This is a genomic window from Citrobacter amalonaticus, assembly GCF_001559075.2.
Lineage (GTDB): Bacteria > Pseudomonadota > Gammaproteobacteria > Enterobacterales > Enterobacteriaceae > Citrobacter_A > Citrobacter_A amalonaticus_F.
In genome coordinates this window covers 3803627-3820910 of the sequence record NZ_CP014015.2, presented here as the reverse complement: position 1 = coordinate 3820910, position 17284 = coordinate 3803627, and the positions used below count along the sequence as shown (strand labels likewise).

Genomic DNA, 17284 nt, shown 5'->3' with positions numbered 1-17284 from the left:
CGTTCGTCTCTTCAAAATGGCGGTATATTCCCTATGCTACATTTATTTGCTGGTCTGGATTTATATACCGGCTTGATGCTTTTACTTGCGCTGGTCTTTGTCCTGTTTTACGAAGCCATAAACGGATTTCACGACACCGCTAATGCGGTCGCGACCGTCATTTATACCCGTGCCATGCAGCCCCAACTGGCAGTGATGATGGCGGCGGTGTTCAACTTTTTTGGCGTCCTGCTGGGTGGGCTCAGCGTTGCCTATGCCATCGTACATATGCTACCCACAGATTTGCTGCTTAATATGGGGTCGTCACATGGCCTCGCGATGATTTTTTCCATGTTACTGGCGGCGATTATCTGGAACCTGGGAACCTGGTATTTCGGGTTACCGGCTTCCAGTTCTCATACCCTGATCGGCGCGATTATTGGGATTGGGCTCACCAACGCGCTGATGACCGGGACTTCGGTAGTCGATGCGTTAAACATCCCGGCGGTAGTCAATATCTTTGCTTCATTGATTGCATCTCCCGTCGTCGGAATGGTGATTGCAGGCGGCCTGATCTTTCTGCTGCGTCGCTACTGGAGCGGCACCAAAAAACGCGATCGCATCCACCGCCTTCCTGAAGAACGGAAAAAGAAAGGCGGTAAAAAGAAACCGCCATTCTGGACACGTATTTCGCTCATCTCCTCAGCGGCTGGCGTAGCCTTTTCTCACGGCGCAAACGATGGTCAGAAAGGGATCGGCCTGGTGATGCTGGTGCTGGTGGGGATTGCGCCAGCCGGTTTCGTGGTGAACATGAGCGCATCAGGCTACGAAATCACCCGCACGCGTGATGCTGTCGGCAATCTTGAAATGTACTTTCGGCAACACCCTGGCGTGATAAAACAGGTGGCTGACAAGGCTCAATCGCTTACTGCTCCGACAGCGGATACCACACCGACAACCGAATTTCATTGCCATCCGGCGAATACGATGGATGCTCTTGGTCGCGTCAAAACACTGTTACCAGCCAACCTGGAGAGTTACGACGCATTAAGCGTGCCGCAACGCGGTCAGTTACGACGCATCATGCTGTGCATCTCCGATACGGCAGATAAAGTGGCAAAGCTGCCGGATATCAGCCGTAGCGACGTACATCTGTTGAAAAAACTGAAAACCGATATGCTGAGCACCATTGAATATGCGCCGATCTGGATAATCATGGCCGTCGCGCTGGCGTTGGGCATGGGGACGATGATCGGCTGGCGTCGCGTGGCAACCACGATTGGCGAGAAGATTGGTAAGAAAGGTATGACCTATGCCCAGGGGATGTCCGCACAAATCACAGCGGCGCTCTCCATAGGTCTTGCCAGCTATATCGGGATGCCGGTTTCTACTACGCATGTGCTCTCTTCCGCCGTGGCGGGAACGATGATTGTCGACGGCGGCGGATTACAGCGGAAAACTGTCACCAGCATCGCGATGGCCTGGGTATTCACATTGCCAGCGGCGATTTTACTGTCCGGGTTTCTGTACTGGGCTTCCCTGCAACTTCTCTGAGTCCACTGACGGCTCAGCGAAGCGGAATGTGCCTGAGAATGCCCAGCTCGCCAGACTGGGCATGACGACTTACTGAGGATGAAAGCTAACTGCGGACTGATTACCGTCAGTGTGATGATAGCCACGGTCAGTCATAAACTCGGCTATCGCTTTTTCCGCATCCGCCAGCACATCATCCAGCGGCTGATTCGCATCAATATCAACCAGAGGCGCGCCACCAAAGGTCAGCTGTGGTGTTATCGCGATTTTTTTTGCCAGCGCTTCTCTACGGTGATCGGGTTTACGTGCACAGGCAACGTCGAGATCAACATTCAGTTTTATCACTAAATCCGGTTTATGGCTGGCCATCCAGCGAAACGCCGAGCGTTCTTGTTCGGCCAGCCAACTAACGAAGCGACTCCCGTCTGCACTGGCAGGAAATACAGTACCATCATAGGCACCGGGGATTTGTATCTGAGGGTAGCGATCGGCTAACACAATTAAGCCCCGCCGACGACACGTCAGCATATGGCGAAACCGCAGTAACCGACGCGCAACGAAAGACATAATTACTAATGCAGGTATCGCTCCAGGTAATTTTTTTGCAGTTTTAACTTTATTACGCTCAATAACTTTACCTAATGAATTACCCATTAACGGTAATTTAACCACGGCGCGTCCTACATTTCCTGCCTGCTTACCTAAGTGAACTTTTTCAGTCGGGCCATATTTCTGCAAACAGATAACAAGATGTTCGCAGACCGTTGTTTTCCCCGAACCATCGCTGCCAATAACGGCTATTAGCGGAGGTTTAATTGATTCCATAAATACACCTTTAAATAAATATACCCACCATGAATAATTTATTATCCGATTCTCCTTCCGGATATAATTGTTAATACTAAAACGACAATTAGCCATTGTCACAACTTTATTGAACAGATATTCTTGGCACTCAACCGCCACCATCAATTAATTATTTAAACTGGAACTTTCGTGAGCCAATATACTATTCCCACTATAAATCCCCCTTTTGCACGGGTGATTGCTATAGTCGGCTGCGATGGTTCAGGTAAATCAACCCTGGCAGCCAGCCTGACCTCGCATCTGGCTTTACAACTGCCAACAAAACAGCTTTATCTCGGGCAGTCCTCTGGTCGTATTGGCGAATGGATTGAACATTTGCCTGTTGTCGGGACATTGCTGGGTCGTTATCTGCGAAAAAAAGCGGCACGCGTACACCAGCGCCCCTCTGCGCCGCCAGGAAACATCACGGCGCTGGTGATCTTCCTGCTCTCTTGCTGGAGAGCGTACAAATTCCGCAGCATGCTAATCCAGAGTCGGCAAGGCACGCTGTTCATCGTCGATCGTTATCCCCAGGCGGAAGTGCCCGGTTTTCGCTTTGACGGACCGCAGTTAGCCAAAACGGCTGGCGGCAATCGGTGGGTACGACTCCTGAAAGACCGTGAACGCCAGTTGTACCAGTGGATGGCCTCCTGGCGGCCTCTGCTGTTGATCCGGCTGGATATCGATGAAGAAACCGCCTTCTCACGTAAGCCTGATCATCCCCTTGCCGTGCTCCACGAGAAGATCGCGGTCACGCCGCATCTGACGTTCAACGGGGCGACAATCCTCGAACTGAACGGTCGGGAGCCGGCGGATAAAATTCTTACTGCGTCATTACGCTCAATTCAGACCTCTCTTCGCGATCACCGGATCGGATTTCCGAGTCCTTTTTAAGACGGAACGACATGGACACAGAGAACGTAAGCTCCCAGAACGGACCATTAGCGGAATATATTCCGGGACTGATTGCTGTGGTGGGCTGCGATGGCACCGGTAAATCCACGTTAACCGCGGATTTGGTGAAAAACCTGCAGCAAAGGTGGGTGACTGAACGCCGCTACCTGGGACTGGTTTCCGGAGAAGATGGCGACAAAATCAAACGTCTGCCGCTTATCGGGAGATGGCTTGAACGACGACTGGCGGCCAAATCGTCAAAAACGCAGAGCATGAGTACCCAGGCTCCCGCACTTTGGGCGGCGTTAATTATGTACGGGTTCTCACTACGCCGGATGGCTAACTTACGCAAGGTCCGGCGACTGGCGCAAAGCGGCGTGCTGGTGATTAGCGATCGTTACCCTCAGGCCGAAATTTCCGGTTTCCATTATGACGGACCGGGGATTGGCGTCGAACGCGCGACGGGCTGGGTGAAAAACCGCATGGCGAAACGCGAATCCCGCCTGTATCAGAAAATGGCGTTATATCGTCCTGAACTCATCATTCGTCTTGATATCGATATTGATACCGCATTTTCCCGTAAGCCCGACCACGACTACAACGAGCTGCGCGACAAAATCGACGTCATGATGAAGATCACCTACAACGGCGCGAGAATTTTCGATCTGGATTCCAGAGCCCCCTACCGCGAGGTGCTGGAAAAAGCGCTGGCAGCCGCCTCCGTTATGGCCCGGGATTCTCAGCGCAGGCGCGTTTTAGCGCAACACGCCAGCGTCCTGCCCGAAATCGGGGAGCACCCATAGCGAAATAATCTCTGAACTCAGGCACTGCGCACGTCACCGGCCTGAGATTTTATGCTGGGCGGGTTTGCTCCTGCTGAGTGATGATTAACCAGGTCTGGCGGGTTTTCTCCCATGAAAAAGTGGTTTGCTGATGGCGCGTTTCGCACCATCATTCGTAATAGCGCCTATTTAGGCTCCAGTAATGTGGTGAGCGCCCTGCTGGGGCTACTGGCGCTTTCCTGCGCCGGTAAAGGGATGACGCCGGCGATGTTCGGCGTGCTGGTCATTGTTCAGTCGTACACCAAAGCCATTAGCGATTTTGCCAAATTCCAGACCTGGCAACTGGTCGTTCAGTACGGGACACCCGCGCTGGAAAACAATAATCTGCAGCAGTTCCGCGATGTGATCTCTTTTTCCTTCAGCCTGGATATCGCCAGCGGCGCGGCGGCGATCCTTTGCGGGATGGGGTTACTGCCGTTTCTCTCGCATTCATTAGGCCTCGACGCCGATAGCTTCTGGCTGGCAATGCTGTACTGCACACTGATCCCTTCAATGGCCTCATCCACCCCAACGGGGATTTTGCGGGCGGTGAACCGTTTTGATTTGATTGCCGTACAGCAGGCCACCAAACCTTTCTTGCGCGCGCTGGGCAGCGTTATCGCGTATTTCGGCGATTTTGGGTTTGCCGGTTTTGTGATCACCTGGTACGCCTCCAGCCTGGTCGGCGGCACAATGTACTGGTGGTTTGCCGCGCGCGAACTGCGTAGCCGGAATATTCACGGTGCGCTACGCCCGCAACTGTTTGAATCAGCGCGCCGCCTTGAAGGCGCATGGAATTTTGTCTGGGCAACCAACTTTGCCCACACGATCTGGTCTGCACGCAACTCATGCAGCACGGTATTGGTGGGGGTCGTTCTCGGTCCTGCCGCCGCCGGGCTGTTTAAAATTGCGATGACTTTTTTCGATGCGACAGGAACGCCCGCGCAGTTGCTTGCAAAGAGCTTTTATCCCGAAGTGATGCGCTTAGATCCGCGCAGCAAAAAACCGTGGCGACTGGGAATGAAATCAGCGCTGCTGGCCGGTGGGATTGGAATCGTCGTAGCGCTTGCGGTGGTGATTGTCGGTAAGCCGCTCATTTCGCTGGTTTTTGGCGTTAAATACCTCCAGGCGTATGACCTCATCCAGATCATGCTTGGCGCAATTATCGTATCGATGTTGGGTTTTCCTCAGGAATCGCTGCTGCTTATGTCCGGTAAACAGCGGGCTTTTCTGACCGCACAGACCCTGGCTTCCCTCGCCTACATTGTCCTGCTGCCAGGGCTGTCGCATCTCTTTGGCGTAATCGGCGCGGCTTTTGCTTATTTCGCCGGACAATGCCTGGATGTGCTGCTTTCCCTGATCCCAACGCTACACGCCTATCGCCATCGCCAGCGCTTACCATTTACCGCAGGCAAAGAGACTCACTCATGACGCACGAAAAATTCTCGCCAGACGTTCTCCAGCACCTGTTTGGGGCGGTGGAAGAAGACGACATCGTTGATCGCCATGCCACGCTACCGGAGCGTGTTCAAACCTACTGCACCGAGGATAATATCCGTCGCTGTTATGATCTGTGCCTGCAGTTTTGGGAGGAAGGTTTTACCCGCACGGACTTACTGCGTTTGGTGCTGAAGCAATTACGCGGCGGCGAGCTGTCAGATAACGAACGGATGCAGTACAAATTCATTCGCGCGCGTTATAAGCATTTACGTTTTGCGCTACGTCTCTATCGCAAGAACCACCAGGCCGGCCGTTTATTTAGCAAAACCACCGTTTTTCTCGGCCACTTCCAGGACGGGTTTCGTAACGGGAATAAAACGATTATTGCCACGTATGGAAAGCGCCTGCGTCTTTACCTGAGTCGTCCCGTCTGGTGGGTCGTCCAGTATTCCTTGCGCCACAGTCAGCCAGAGACGGCCAGCGGATTTACAACCTATTGTCAGGCGCAAATGCGCACGCTACGGGATCTGCTGGCCCAACCGCAACTGACAGGTAGTGAATTCCACACCATGCGAAAAATCATCAGTCAGCAGGTTTCTTATTTCGACACGTTACGTTCTCTCGATCCCGACAATCACGATGCTCGCGCCATCTCCCGCTTTCTGGCTGCGATTAACGGTCTGATGGGAGACCGACATGATGAGATGGTGGCTGATGCAATGGAAATGCGAACACCGTACGACGCGCCCTGCGCCCTGAATGGCGATATTCGCGGACGTATCGAGCAATGGCTCGCCCGTTATCCTCTGTAGATTGTCCGGCACAGGATTCCCCATCTCAACTCAGCGAAATAAAGGATCTGCGATGCTGCTACGTCGATTATTGATGATTTCACTTCTGCTCTCACCGTGGCTGGCGTCAGCGCATAACTTTGTCGACGGCCAGCCGGTTAAGCCGATTGTCATTACGGATCGCGGCGAATTGCTGCTGGATAATCGCGATACGTTTAGCTACCGAAGCTGGAATAGCGGTGAACTGGCGGGAAAGGTGCGCATTGTTCAGTATATCGCCGGGCGAAAATCAGCAAAAAAGAAAAACGCAATGTTGATTAAAGCCGTTAAGGCCGCCAATTTCCCTCTGGATCGCTTTCAACCGACCACCATCGTGAATACCGATGATGTGATCTTTGGCTCTGGTTTCTTTGTCCTCGGCAAGATAGAAAAAAACAAACGCCGCTACCCGTGGGCGCAATTTATCATCGACAGCAGCGGGCTGGGGCGCAGAACCTGGCAACTCAATGAGATGAGTTCAACCATTCTGGTGCTGGATAAAGAGGGCCGCGTTTTGTGGGCCAAAGATGGCGATCTGACGCCGAAAGAGGTGCATCAGGTCATTGCGATGGTACAAAAGATGGTTAACGAATCGCCAGGCCTGTGATGAAATTAATTGAACACTACATCATGACCGGCATTTGTCGACTGGTGATGACACTTGTGGGCTTTCTGATTTTTATTTTCGCCTGCTATTGCGCACAGCGCTACCTGACCGAAGCGGCCAACGGGACATTAGCCCTCGGCGTTGTGCTGAATGTTGTCTTCTATAAGGTGTTGATTGCGCTGGAGATGCTACTCCCCGTTGGTCTGTATGTTTCCGTCGGCGTCACCCTTGGTCAGATGTATACCGATTCGGAAATTACGGCGATAGCCGCCGCTGGCGCCACGCCTTCACGCCTTTATCGCGCCGTGATGTTCCTCGCCATTCCATTGAGTATTCTGGTGACGCTACTGTCCCTGTACGGCCGCCCCTGGGCTTACGCGCAAATTTATCAGTTAGAACAACAGTCGCAGTCAGAGCTGGATGTCCGTCATCTGCAGGCAAGAAAGTTTAACGTCAACAACAATGGGCGGATGATCCTCGCCCGTCAGATTGACCCCGACGCGGCACATCTGAATGATGCGCTGATCTACACCGCCTCTGACAATAAAACCCGTATCTTCAGGGCCAACAGCGTGGACGTTGTTGATCCCTCCCCCACCACGCCCTCAATAATGTTGCACTCCGGTACCGCCTATGTCCTGGATCATCAGGGTAGTGATGATAACGAGCAAGTTTTCCGCAATCTCAGACTGAATCTGAAACCGTTCGATCACAATGACGAGGTCAAACGGAAGGCGAAATCCATACAGACGCTCGCTCGTTCCTCAGACCCGGCGGATACCGCTGAACGGCAATGGCGGGAAAGTCGCGGAGCCTGCGCGCTGTTCATGGCGCTGCTGGCCGTTCCGTTAAGCCGCGTCAGGCCGCGTCAGGGACGGTTTTCCACGCTGCTCCCGCTCACGCTCTTATTCGTCATCATTTTTTATGGCGGCAATATATGTCGGACGCTGGTTGCCAACGGGGCGTTTCCCGTCACGCCAGGACTGTGGCTGATTCCTCTGCTCATGCTGGCAGGTCTGGTGATTCTGTTGATTCGCGACGGCACGCTGCGGTGGAAAACGCATAAATGAGCATCTTCAGTCGCTATATAATACGCAATCTCTTTTTAGGATTTGCGGCTGCTGCAGGGTTACTACTCCCCCTGTTTACCACCTTTAATCTGATCGGCGAACTCGATGATGTGAGTCCATGCGGATATCGCTGGACGCAGGCGGTGATGGTCGTGTTGATGACATTGCCCAGGACCCTTATCGATCTTGGTCCCTTTATCGCTTTGCTCGATGGCATTGTCGGACTGGGACAGTTGTCGAAAAGCGGGGAATTAACCGCCATACGCACCACGGGATGTTCAATTTTCAAAATCGCCATGGTGACGCTAAGTGCGGGACTGATGCTCATCGTTACCTTCGGCGCCATTGATGAATGGATTGCCTCGCCGATGCAGCAGCAGGCGTTGCAGATTAAAACGCGCTATAGCAATCACGATACGGCAGGAAACATTCTGTGGGCCCGGCGCGGCAATGAGTTTGTGACGGTAAAATCGTTGGATGCGCATCATCAGCCAGAGGGCATTGAGCTGTTTTATTACCGGGCGGACCGCTCTCTGCAACGGTATATTTATGCCCGAACCGCCACCATTTCAGATAACGGTACCTGGCGGCTTGAGGGCGTCAATCAGAAAGAGTGGAGCAACGGCAAGGAGACAACCGAGACGAAAGAGAACGTCGTGTGGTCATCCCTGTTCGCGGGCATGAGTCTTGAGGAACTCACCCTACCCAGCAACAGTTTTTCAGTTAAACAACTCGATCATTATATTTCCTACCTGAAGAGTACAGGTCAACCCAGTCTCGAATTTACGCTGGCGTTGTGGCTAAAGCTGGGACATCCGCTTTTGATCCTGGCGATGATTTTACTGGCAATCCCGTTCACCTTTAGCGCCCCCCGCGCTCCCGGACTGGGGAGTCGACTGGCCGTCGGCGTGATCGTTGGCCTACTGACTTACGTCTGCGACCAGATCATCGTCAATCTGGGACTGCTCTATTCCCTGAACGTACAGTTGACCACGCTGGCACCGCCAATATTGCTCCTGGCGGTGGCATTAATACTGGTTTATCGATTCGATCGCCAACCCTGAGATCGCAACATTCATCAGACGGCGTGAGGCGCAGGGGAAGAAGTTGCAGCAGGTATTCTCAGGAAGAATACCTGCTGCGTAGAGCGCATTATTTTTTCAGCTGTGCAAAGGCCTGAATAATCGCATCAATCTGCTCGTAGGTGTGCGCGGCATTGACACTGCAGCGCAGCAACGTGATCCCGGCGGGTGCCGCCGGTGGCAAAATGAGATTCACATAAACACCAGCGGCGATCAGTTCGCGCCAGATACGCAGTCCCTCTTCTTTTGCGCCAATAATCACCGGCACCACAGGGCTGATGTGCGAACTCAGCTCATAACCCAGTTTCTCAAGCCCTTCATACAGTCGCGCTGCGTTATCCCACAGCTTTTGCCGCAACTCCGGTTGTGTTGCGATCGTTTTTAACGCTGAGCGGACGGTTGCAATGCTCGACGGCGAAGGTGATGCGGTGAAAATATAAGGACGACTGGCGTAACGCAGGACATCCATGCCCTGTGCGCCCACGGCAAAACCGCCAATAGAAGCCAGGCTCTTACTGAAGGTTCCCACAATAATATCGACATCCTGCTCCACACCGGCGGCTTCCGCCAGTCCCCGTCCCTTCGCGCCCATCACGCCAAAGGAATGGGCTTCATCGACGATCAAAAAACCACCCAACCGTTTTTTGATCTCAACAATATCGACCAGTGGAGCAATGTCGCCCAGCATGCTGTAAATGCCTTCAACAATGATGATAGCGTCTTTGGCGCGCTCACCAAGGCGCACCATGCGCCGCTCGAGATCTTTCGCGTCATTATGGCGAAAGCGGATAATTTCAGCGCCACCTAACGCACAGGCATCATAAATGCTGGCGTGGCTGTCCGCGTCCAGTAATACCACGGCATTGTGACTGGCAAGCGTGCTGATTATCCCCAAATTCGCGGTATAGCCCGTGGAGAAGACGATGGCCGATGGCCGGTCAAAAAAATCGGCAATCTCCTGTTCTAAGGCTAAATGTGGTCCATAGCTGCCATTCGCCATTCGCGAACCGGTCGTGCCTGTCCCCTGCCTGGCTAAAGCGGCCTGTCCCTCGGTAATCGCCTGTGGATTAAAGGTGAGTCCCAGATAGTTATTCGTACCCGCCAGAATAATTTTTTGGTTGCCAATCCGTCCTTCCGTTGCGGAAAACACCTCATCGATACAAGTGCCAAATGGGTTAATCCCCGCCATGCTAAATTGTTCCCGCTCGCTGGCCAGGCGCGAGAATTTATCATAAAGACTCATTGATACTCTCCAGATAAGGGATTAACGCTTCCATTAATTGCGCAGGGGTTCTGACATCCAGCAAAATGTTAATAGGGATAGAGATATCGAATTTATCTTCCAGCAACATTAATAAATCCATAACTTTAATCGATTCCAGCCCAAGGTCATTAACCAGATCGCTGTCAGGATGGATATCTACGCTGCTTTCGACCATACCCTGCAAACAATAAAGGGTGTAATCCATTACTTCTTCATGATTTAACATAGAAAATAACATACCTGTAATATAAATAATTAAAATAGCCCCTGCCGTAACGCATATTCCAGGCTAATCCGGGGAAACCAGTTTATTTTCTCACACAGACATTTATTATTTGCCGACCAGTCTGAGTGGATTAATTCACAAACTTTACTCCGGGTTAACATCGGCTCTTTTCCGGCAAACAGACTGATTAACGTACTCGCGTCGGCAAGCAATGTGAGTAACGGTAATGGAATGGTGACGGTGCGAACTGGCCTGTTACGCACTGCGGCCGCAATGTCCTGAATGCGTTGCCAGTTATAGCCACCAGTAACACCATCGCAGAGTTCATAAGGATAAACCGGCGTCCGGTCGGCTATAAGCCATTGACTGACAGCCTGAGCTAAATCGCTCACGTGTAAAAATGACAACCGGTTTTCGGCAGCGCCAAAACGCGGAAGGTAACCGCGCAGCATCGCGCGAAACAGCGGAGTTAACTCTTTATCACCGGGTCCATACACAGCCGTAGGACGAAAAATCCCCAGCGTAATCTCTGCGGCCATCGCCGTTAACCGCTGTTCTGCGACAAATTTGGAGTTTGCATACCATGAGAGTTCCGGGTGACGTGCTGCAAGCGACGAGATAAACAGAAAGCGTCGGCAACTGCCGCTCTCTTTCGCGGCCTGCATCAGTCGTTGGCTGCCTTCAACATTGCAGCGGGTGAAGATCGCTTCTTTGTGTCCGCGAACCTGCCCTGCACAGTGGATGACGTGTTCCGCTCCGGCGACCAGTTGCGCCAGTGCCTCACTGTCTTCCAGCGAACCCCGGATCCAGACAAGATTATCGCTCGCGTCGTGGCGAACCGTTCGGGTTAACGCCCGAACGGCAAAACCGCGAGACAACAGGTCATCAATGATATGCCTCCCGATAAACCCGGTTCCGCCTGTCACCGCAACCGTGGTGCTCATTGCGAATATCCCGGCACGGGGACTGGAGAGTTAAGCGTCTCAGCGAAGAGATTCAGATAGCGTTTTTTCGCTTCCGCGCGCGCCGGTTTCCCGGATGATGTCCGTGGAATACTGTGCGGCGGCAAGAGTTCGATGCTGACAGATACGCCAAACTCGCTTTGTACCCGTGCGGTCAGGCCATGGACAATCTGCGCCCGGCGTTCTTCACAACTGACCCGGCACTGGATCTGTAAAATAATCCGTTCCTGAGACGTCACAAATGCTATCGCATCACCGGAGTGTATTTCCGGTTCCTGTTCCGCAATGTACTCAATATCCTGAGGCCAGATATTCCGACCACGAATAATGATCAGATCTTTTATACGTCCCGTCACGTACAGGTAGCCATCCAGCAGATAGCCCAGATCCCCGGTATCCATCCATCCCGTTGACTGGATTTCCTTCTGCGAAACGGGATCCTGAAAATAACCACTCATCAGGCTCGGGCCGGAGATGCAGATATGGCCAACATCTCTTTCAGGCAGTGGACTCCCACCTTCGTTACGAATTTCAATGCGGTGACCGGGAAGCGCTTTACCGCAATTCACGAAAGTGGATATCGACCGGGTACTTTTCGTCGGCGCGATCGCTTTACCCTGGTATTCGAGTATGTCGCGATCGACATCGTTCACTTGTGATCCTGAGGCTTCATCAGAAAAACTCACCGCCAGCGCATTTTCAGCCAGACCGTAGCACGGCATGAACGCTTTGCTGTCAAATCCCGCGTGCTTGAAACATTCGCCGAACTGATTCAGTTGCCCGGCAGAAATGGGCTCTGCTCCCACTCCAGCTACGCGCCAGCAGGAGAGATCCAACCCGGCAAGTTCGTTGTCATTGATACGACGCAGGCATAAATCATAACCGAAAGGCGGCGCAACGGAGACAGTGCAGCGGTTCTGACTGATTAACTTCAGCCACTGCAGTGGGCGCATGGCAAAATCCTGTGTGCGCAGATAGTCAACGGATAGCTGAGTCGCCACGGGCGTAAGCAGAAAGCCCACCAGCCCCATGTCATGATAAAAAGGCAGCCAGGATACGCAGCGGTCGCTGTCACGTAATTTGATTCCATCATGGCTAATCACGCGCAGATTCGACATGACTTCACGATGAGTAATAATGACGCCGCGAGGAAAACGCGTGCTGCCCGAGGTGTACTGAAGGTAAGCAATATCATCTGGCGACGGTGATGGCAGCTCGATATCCTCTTCCGGCAACGCATTAAATTGCGCATTGCTGAGAATGTGGATTGCCGCGCCATGCTCGTTGACCCCGTTTATCAGCGACAGCCATTGGTCACTGCTGATGATGGCCGTGGGCTGACAACTGGCAAGTAGGCCCTGCAATTTCGCGGAATAAGAATCGCGTTGTCCAACCCCCATAGGAATGGCCAGCGGTACCGCCACCACCCCCGCATACTGACACGCAAAAAAGGCTTCGACAAAACCTACGCTGGTTTCAGCAATCAGCGCAACGCGATCGCCCTTCTTGAGATTCAGCGAAAGCAACCTTCTGGCCCCGGCTTTTGCCCGCATTTTTAGCTGGCGATACTCCAGTACGGCTTCAGGCTGGTTGCGTCGATCATAAAAATTCATTCCTGCATTTCCCAAAGCGGCATAGTCCAGAGCTTCCACCAGGGTTGAAAAGTCAGCATAACGCATAGGAAGAGAATGAGTTGAGATTCTATTGGACATATACACCATGAAAATGTTTGAATTTAAAATCACTGGATATACAAAACAAATAATCGGCGGAGGATAATATAAATTAAATAATCATTAAACAGTACTTCTTTTTTTGGCAAAAGATCATCAACAAAACAAATATTTTTCCGTGTTTTAATTTTAATGATTATGATATTACCCAGCTAAATATTTAACCCGCCCCACAATATAGAAAATTATCATTAACGTCCCTGACCGTCTCCTGCTTTACATTTTATCGTCTGGTCCTATCGCCAATCGCATTAAGTGGTAAAAGAAAGAAATATACTTTCAGTAATTTATTTCGTTTTCGACTGACAACGTCATCGTATGGCAGTTAATGCAATTATGTTTATTTCTGCACTTTTTATTTAAGGCTGTTTATGATTCAGATACAAAAAGTCATGAATAAACATGACCTCAACGCATTTATCTCTTTCCCTTCTTCACTTTATTGCGCCGACGCCAGTTGGATCGAACCCCTGCACTTTGAACGCGCAGAGCATCTGTCAGCGAAAAATCCGGGTTCCGAACATATCCGCTGGCAGGCCTGGGTCGCTAAAAAAGCAGGACGGGTCGTCGGGCGAATCACTGCGCAAATTGATACCCTGCATCGCAAACGGTATGGCGACGATACCGGGCATTTTGGCATGATCGACGCCATCGACGACCCCGAGGTCTTTAGCGCACTGTTTGCCGCCGCCGAATCATGGCTGAAATCCGCCGGGGCGCAAAAAATCACCGGACCTTTTAGCCTGAACATTAACCAGGAAAGCGGCCTGCTGGTTGATGGTTTCGAGACGCCGCCCTGTGCGCTGATGCCGCACGGGAAACCCTGGTATGGCGCTCATGTGGAACAACTGGGATACACAAAGGGAATCGATCTGCTGGCCTACTGGATGCAGCGCACCGATTTATCTTTCTCACCGTCGCTGGTCCGACTGATGGATCAGGTGCGTCAAAAGGTCACCATCCGCAGCATCAACCGTAAGCGGTTTAGTGAAGAAATGCAGATTCTGCGTGAAATTTTTAACTCCGGATGGCAACACAACTGGGGATTTGTCCCCTTCACGGAACACGAATTCGCCACCATGGGCGAGCAGCTCAAGTTCCTTGTTCCGGACGATATGATTCACATTGCTGAAATAGATTCCGTGCCTTGCGCCTTTATCGTTGGCCTGCCGAATATTAATGAGGCGATTGCCGATCTCAAGGGTCGGCTGTTGCCTTTCGGCTGGGCCAAACTGTTCTGGCGACTGAAAGTGAGCGGCGTGCGCACCGCGCGAGTGCCTCTGATGGGCGTTCGTCAGGAATATCAGTTCAGCCGCATTGGCCCGGTCATGGCTCTGCTGTTAATTGAGGCATTACGCGGCCCGTTTGCCAGACACCATATTGACGCGCTGGAGATGTCCTGGATTCTGGAGTCAAACAGCGGGATGCGCACAATCCTGGAACGCATCGGCGGAGTTGCCTATAAGCGCTATCGCCTGTACGAAAAACAACTCTGATCGCAGTCTGAAGAAGCAAACGCGGAGCATCGGTAAGCCCCCTCCGCGCTTTTTGCTGTGGACTGACGCCAGCCCTCATGTAAGCAACAACGCGTTCCCGCCTGAAAACTGCATTCTGTCTTAATTCCCCTCATTCATGATGGCCTCCCGCCGTGCGGAATTGCGACTGATGTCGCAAAAATTTCACCCTGAAAATTCTGTCCATATAGCCGGGATTCTTGCCTATCACACATTTTCTGCCCCCTCCCTAAAGTAGGTCTTAGCCCATAACGTATGTTTTTTCAGCTAACAGGAGTCGCAGTAAATGATCGATTTTAATGACCCACGTCAGGTAGCCAAAGCCATTCAATTCACGAACGTCAATCCTGACTTAACCCGGGAAGGGCTTATCCAGCATCTGAATATCTGTATGGAATATCAGTTTGATGCGGCAATGATTGCCCCCTGCTGGGTCTCCCTTGCCAAAGATGTGCTGAAAGGGACCGGGGTTCGTGTCGCCACAACCGTGAACTTTCCGCAGGCGAACGACACCACCGTAATGAAAGTTGCCGTGGTGCGCGAACTGGCAAAAGAAGGTGCCGATGAGTTTGATTTTCCACCCAATCCGGGTTTTCTGCTGGGGGGTGAGGATGAACTTTATTTCCGTGAGCTGAAGGAAGTCACCCATGTCGCACATGACCTGGGAATGAAAGTTAAAGCCATGCTGGAATTTGGTTTCATCACCGAAGAAGCGATGAAAATCAAAGCTACCCGTTATGCCTATGAAGCCGGTATTGACTGGGTGAAACAGTCAAGCGGTTGGGGCAAAGGCGGTTGCGCCGCAACGGTGGAAGATGTGCGACTTCTCAAAGCTCACATCCAGGCGCCTTGCCGGGTCAAAGTCTCCGGTAAAGTGAATACGATTGAGAAAATGAAAGAGATGTTCGTAGCGGGTGCTGAATTAGTGGGGACCAGTTCCGGTCCTGAACTGGTCAAAGGACTGGTTGGCGACATCAACGCTTATTAACCGAAATGTGCCGCTGGCCGCAGCGGCACAACGCCCTGCACAATTTAAGGAGTATGTGATGAGTGTATTTATTCTCGGTAGCTACGCGAAAGCGCTGGTCATGACCGCTGAACGTATCCCGCTCGCCGGGGAAACGCTGATCGGACATGACTTCCGCCAGACATGGGGAGGAAAAGGCTCCGACATGGCGGTTCAGGCCGCGCGCTTAGGGGCCGATGTCGCCTACAGCGGCGTGGTGGGTAATGACACCTTCGGTAATGAGTTTATCGAACTGATGCAGGAAGAAGGGATCAATATTGATGCGCTGACCCTGACCAGCGAACTGCCCACCGGCGCGGGCCTGATCATTAAGGACAAAGAAGGACGCAATGTCATTGTGGTAGATATGGGGGCTAACAAGCTTTTTACCCCTGCCCTTGTCGATAACGCGCTGCAGCAACTTAAAAACAGCCACGTGGTGTTAACCCAGTTAGAAATTCCGCTCGAAACGGCGCTCTACGGTTTAAGAAAGGCCAAAGCGCTGGATAAGACGACGATTCTCAACCCAGCGCCGGCCAGAGATCTTCGCGGACGCGATTTGAGCGCGGTTGACTTCCTGACGCCCAATGAAACGGAAGCTCGTGTCGCTCTGGGGCTGGCTCCGGACGATCCGCTGAGTAACCGCGAGGTTGCCGACAGGCTACTGGAAACGGGATGCCGCTATGTGGTGATGACGCTGGGGGACGCGGGCGCGGCGGTCTACACCGCTGATACGACGCTGGAGATACCGCCCTGTCTGGTAGACGTCGTCGATAGCAACGGCGCAGGTGATAGTTTTAACGCCGCCCTTGCTGTGGCGCTGGATGAAGGTAAACCCGTTAACGAAGCGGTCCTGTTTGCTAACGCCACGGCGGCACTGTGCTGCTCTGACTGGGAAACGGTTCCCTCTTATAAATATCGCAGCGATGTCGATGCCTGGATGCAATTCAACCTGAGCCGAAGGAATCCATAACATGAGACCCGACAGAATCTTACACCCTGAACTTGCCGCCGCGTTAGCCACCTTAGGCCACACCGATATTGTCCTGGTTACCGATGCGGGATTCCCGATTCCGGCGCACGCGAACCGAATCGATCTGGGCTTCTGGCCCGGGCAGATTGACGTCCGGGAGATCCTGCGCGTGCTGCGTAAAGAACTCTTCGTCGAAGAGGTGCATTTTGCCAGCGAAGTCCGCGACTGCCATCCGCAGTTGTACCGCGAGGTACAAACGATCTACACCGGTTCAGGCGCGGAATTTTTCGCCGCGAGCCATGAAACGCTGTGCCACGAAATAGCCCTGCAAGCCAAGCTGATTATCCGTTCCGGATCGTTTGAGCCCTGGGCCAACTTCGCCCTGGTCGCCAGCACCGATCCCTTCGCCTGGTTCACCGACGCGTCTGGCGTACAGCCCCTCCCCGCCTATGTTGCACGGCGCCAGCGGATTGTCGACAACCTCGTACCGGAACTTAACTGACA

At 52.5% G+C, this 17284-nt stretch carries 17 protein-coding genes; 12 read left to right on the top strand and 5 right to left on the bottom strand.

Features of this window, described 5'->3' with window-relative positions; all coding sequences use genetic code 11:
- The first annotated feature begins 33 nt into the window (after positions 1–33).
- Positions 34–1533: an inorganic phosphate transporter PitA gene (pitA, locus tag AL479_RS18365; protein ID WP_061077108.1), complete on the top strand. Its 1500-nt coding sequence runs from the start codon at positions 34–36 to the stop codon at positions 1531–1533.
- A 69-nt stretch (positions 1534–1602) separates the two neighbouring features.
- Here the strand turns inward: pitA and AL479_RS18360 are convergent, their stop codons facing one another.
- A complete protein-coding gene (locus AL479_RS18360) occupies positions 1603–2337 on the bottom strand; it encodes a dTMP kinase (protein WP_061077107.1) in 735 nt (244 codons plus the stop codon).
- Positions 2338–2508: 171 nt separating this feature from the next.
- Between AL479_RS18360 and AL479_RS18355 the strand changes: the two genes are divergently transcribed.
- The 7 genes from AL479_RS18355 (at position 2509) to lptG (ending at position 9084) form a co-directional block, all read left to right on the top strand.
- Entirely contained in the window at positions 2509–3252 is a 744-nt protein-coding gene (locus AL479_RS18355) for a hypothetical protein (protein ID WP_061077106.1), read from the top strand.
- 11 nt (positions 3253–3263) lie between these two features.
- Complete coding sequence (locus AL479_RS18350) at positions 3264–4055, top strand: hypothetical protein (protein ID WP_061077105.1); 792 nt, start codon at positions 3264–3266, stop codon at positions 4053–4055.
- A gap of 111 nt (positions 4056–4166) precedes the next feature.
- A complete protein-coding gene (locus AL479_RS18345) occupies positions 4167–5504 on the top strand; it encodes a lipopolysaccharide biosynthesis protein (protein WP_061077104.1) in 1338 nt (445 codons plus the stop codon).
- Entirely contained in the window at positions 5501–6325 is an 825-nt protein-coding gene (locus AL479_RS18340) for a hypothetical protein (RefSeq protein ID WP_061077103.1), read from the top strand. The genes AL479_RS18345 and AL479_RS18340 overlap by 4 nt, the downstream gene beginning before the upstream one ends.
- Positions 6326–6377: 52 nt before the next feature.
- Positions 6378–6950, top strand: coding sequence for a YtfJ family protein (locus AL479_RS18335; protein WP_061077102.1), 573 nt, complete (start codon positions 6378–6380; stop codon positions 6948–6950).
- The gene (gene lptF, locus AL479_RS18330) at positions 6950–8020 is read left to right on the top strand and encodes an LPS export ABC transporter permease LptF (protein WP_061077101.1); all 1071 of its coding nucleotides are present in this window, start codon (positions 6950–6952) and stop codon (positions 8018–8020) included. The genes AL479_RS18335 and lptF overlap by 1 nt, the downstream gene beginning before the upstream one ends.
- Positions 8017–9084, top strand: coding sequence for an LPS export ABC transporter permease LptG (gene lptG, locus AL479_RS18325; RefSeq protein ID WP_105291779.1), 1068 nt, complete (start codon positions 8017–8019; stop codon positions 9082–9084). Before lptF ends, lptG begins: the two co-directional genes overlap by 4 nt.
- A gap of 88 nt (positions 9085–9172) precedes the next feature.
- Here lptG and spt read toward each other — a convergent pair whose 3' ends face one another.
- Genes spt through AL479_RS18305 form a run of 4 tightly spaced genes read right to left on the bottom strand, consistent with a single transcriptional unit; the run spans position 9173 to position 13266 of the window.
- Entirely contained in the window at positions 9173–10345 is a 1173-nt protein-coding gene (gene spt / locus AL479_RS18320; protein ID WP_061077100.1) for a serine palmitoyltransferase, read from the bottom strand.
- Positions 10332–10592 (bottom strand): acyl carrier protein, encoded by a 261-nt coding sequence (locus tag AL479_RS18315; RefSeq protein ID WP_061078009.1) that lies wholly within the window; start codon positions 10590–10592, stop codon positions 10332–10334. The genes spt and AL479_RS18315 overlap by 14 nt, the downstream gene beginning before the upstream one ends.
- 29 nt (positions 10593–10621) lie before the next feature.
- On the bottom strand, positions 10622–11536 hold the full coding sequence (locus tag AL479_RS18310; protein ID WP_061077099.1) for an NAD-dependent epimerase/dehydratase family protein: 915 nt from the start codon (positions 11534–11536) through the stop codon (positions 10622–10624).
- Entirely contained in the window at positions 11533–13266 is a 1734-nt protein-coding gene (locus AL479_RS18305) for a fatty acyl-AMP ligase (protein WP_225851850.1), read from the bottom strand. Before AL479_RS18305 ends, AL479_RS18310 begins: the two co-directional genes overlap by 4 nt.
- A 392-nt stretch (positions 13267–13658) precedes the next feature.
- Between AL479_RS18305 and AL479_RS18300 the strand changes: the two genes are divergently transcribed.
- The 4 genes from AL479_RS18300 to AL479_RS18285 all read left to right on the top strand — a co-directional run bounded on the left by AL479_RS18300 (position 13659) and on the right by AL479_RS18285 (position 17282).
- Positions 13659–14783, top strand: a complete 1125-nt coding sequence (locus tag AL479_RS18300) for a hypothetical protein (RefSeq protein ID WP_061077098.1) — start codon at positions 13659–13661, stop codon at positions 14781–14783.
- 304 nt (positions 14784–15087) lie between these two features.
- A complete protein-coding gene (gene deoC, locus AL479_RS18295; protein ID WP_061077097.1) occupies positions 15088–15789 on the top strand; it encodes a deoxyribose-phosphate aldolase in 702 nt (233 codons plus the stop codon).
- A gap of 58 nt (positions 15790–15847) precedes the next feature.
- Positions 15848–16780: a ribokinase gene (locus AL479_RS18290; protein WP_061077096.1), complete on the top strand. Its 933-nt coding sequence runs from the start codon at positions 15848–15850 to the stop codon at positions 16778–16780.
- 1 nt (position 16781) lies between these two features.
- Positions 16782–17282 carry an RbsD/FucU domain-containing protein gene (locus tag AL479_RS18285; RefSeq protein ID WP_061077095.1) on the top strand — a complete coding sequence of 167 codons (501 nt, stop codon included), beginning with the start codon at positions 16782–16784 and terminating at the stop codon, positions 17280–17282.
- Positions 17283–17284: the final 2 nt, after the last annotated feature.

Bases quoted from the DNA above. Each gene is read 5' to 3' on its own strand.
- AL479_RS18345 (WP_061077104.1), top strand. From the start codon at position 4,167: ATGAAAAAGTGGTTTGCTGATGGCGCGTTTCGCACCATCATTCGTAAT.
- lptF (WP_061077101.1), top strand. From the start codon at position 6,950: ATGAAATTAATTGAACACTACATCATGACCGGCATTTGTCGACTGGTG.
- lptG (WP_105291779.1), top strand. From the start codon at position 8,017: ATGAGCATCTTCAGTCGCTATATAATACGCAATCTCTTTTTAGGATTT.
- AL479_RS18350 (WP_061077105.1), top strand. From the start codon at position 3,264: ATGGACACAGAGAACGTAAGCTCCCAGAACGGACCATTAGCGGAATAT.
- AL479_RS18305 (WP_225851850.1), bottom strand. From the start codon at position 13,266: ATGTCCAATAGAATCTCAACTCATTCTCTTCCTATGCGTTATGCTGAC.
- AL479_RS18360 (WP_061077107.1), bottom strand. From the start codon at position 2,337: ATGGAATCAATTAAACCTCCGCTAATAGCCGTTATTGGCAGCGATGGT.
- pitA (WP_061077108.1), top strand. From the start codon at position 34: ATGCTACATTTATTTGCTGGTCTGGATTTATATACCGGCTTGATGCTT.
- AL479_RS18300 (WP_061077098.1), top strand. From the start codon at position 13,659: ATGATTCAGATACAAAAAGTCATGAATAAACATGACCTCAACGCATTT.
- AL479_RS18310 (WP_061077099.1), bottom strand. From the start codon at position 11,536: ATGAGCACCACGGTTGCGGTGACAGGCGGAACCGGGTTTATCGGGAGG.
- AL479_RS18285 (WP_061077095.1), top strand. From the start codon at position 16,782: ATGAGACCCGACAGAATCTTACACCCTGAACTTGCCGCCGCGTTAGCC.
- spt (WP_061077100.1), bottom strand. From the start codon at position 10,345: ATGAGTCTTTATGATAAATTCTCGCGCCTGGCCAGCGAGCGGGAACAA.
- AL479_RS18335 (WP_061077102.1), top strand. From the start codon at position 6,378: ATGCTGCTACGTCGATTATTGATGATTTCACTTCTGCTCTCACCGTGG.
- AL479_RS18315 (WP_061078009.1), bottom strand. From the start codon at position 10,592: ATGTTAAATCATGAAGAAGTAATGGATTACACCCTTTATTGTTTGCAG.
- deoC (WP_061077097.1), top strand. From the start codon at position 15,088: ATGATCGATTTTAATGACCCACGTCAGGTAGCCAAAGCCATTCAATTC.
- AL479_RS18340 (WP_061077103.1), top strand. From the start codon at position 5,501: ATGACGCACGAAAAATTCTCGCCAGACGTTCTCCAGCACCTGTTTGGG.
- AL479_RS18290 (WP_061077096.1), top strand. From the start codon at position 15,848: ATGAGTGTATTTATTCTCGGTAGCTACGCGAAAGCGCTGGTCATGACC.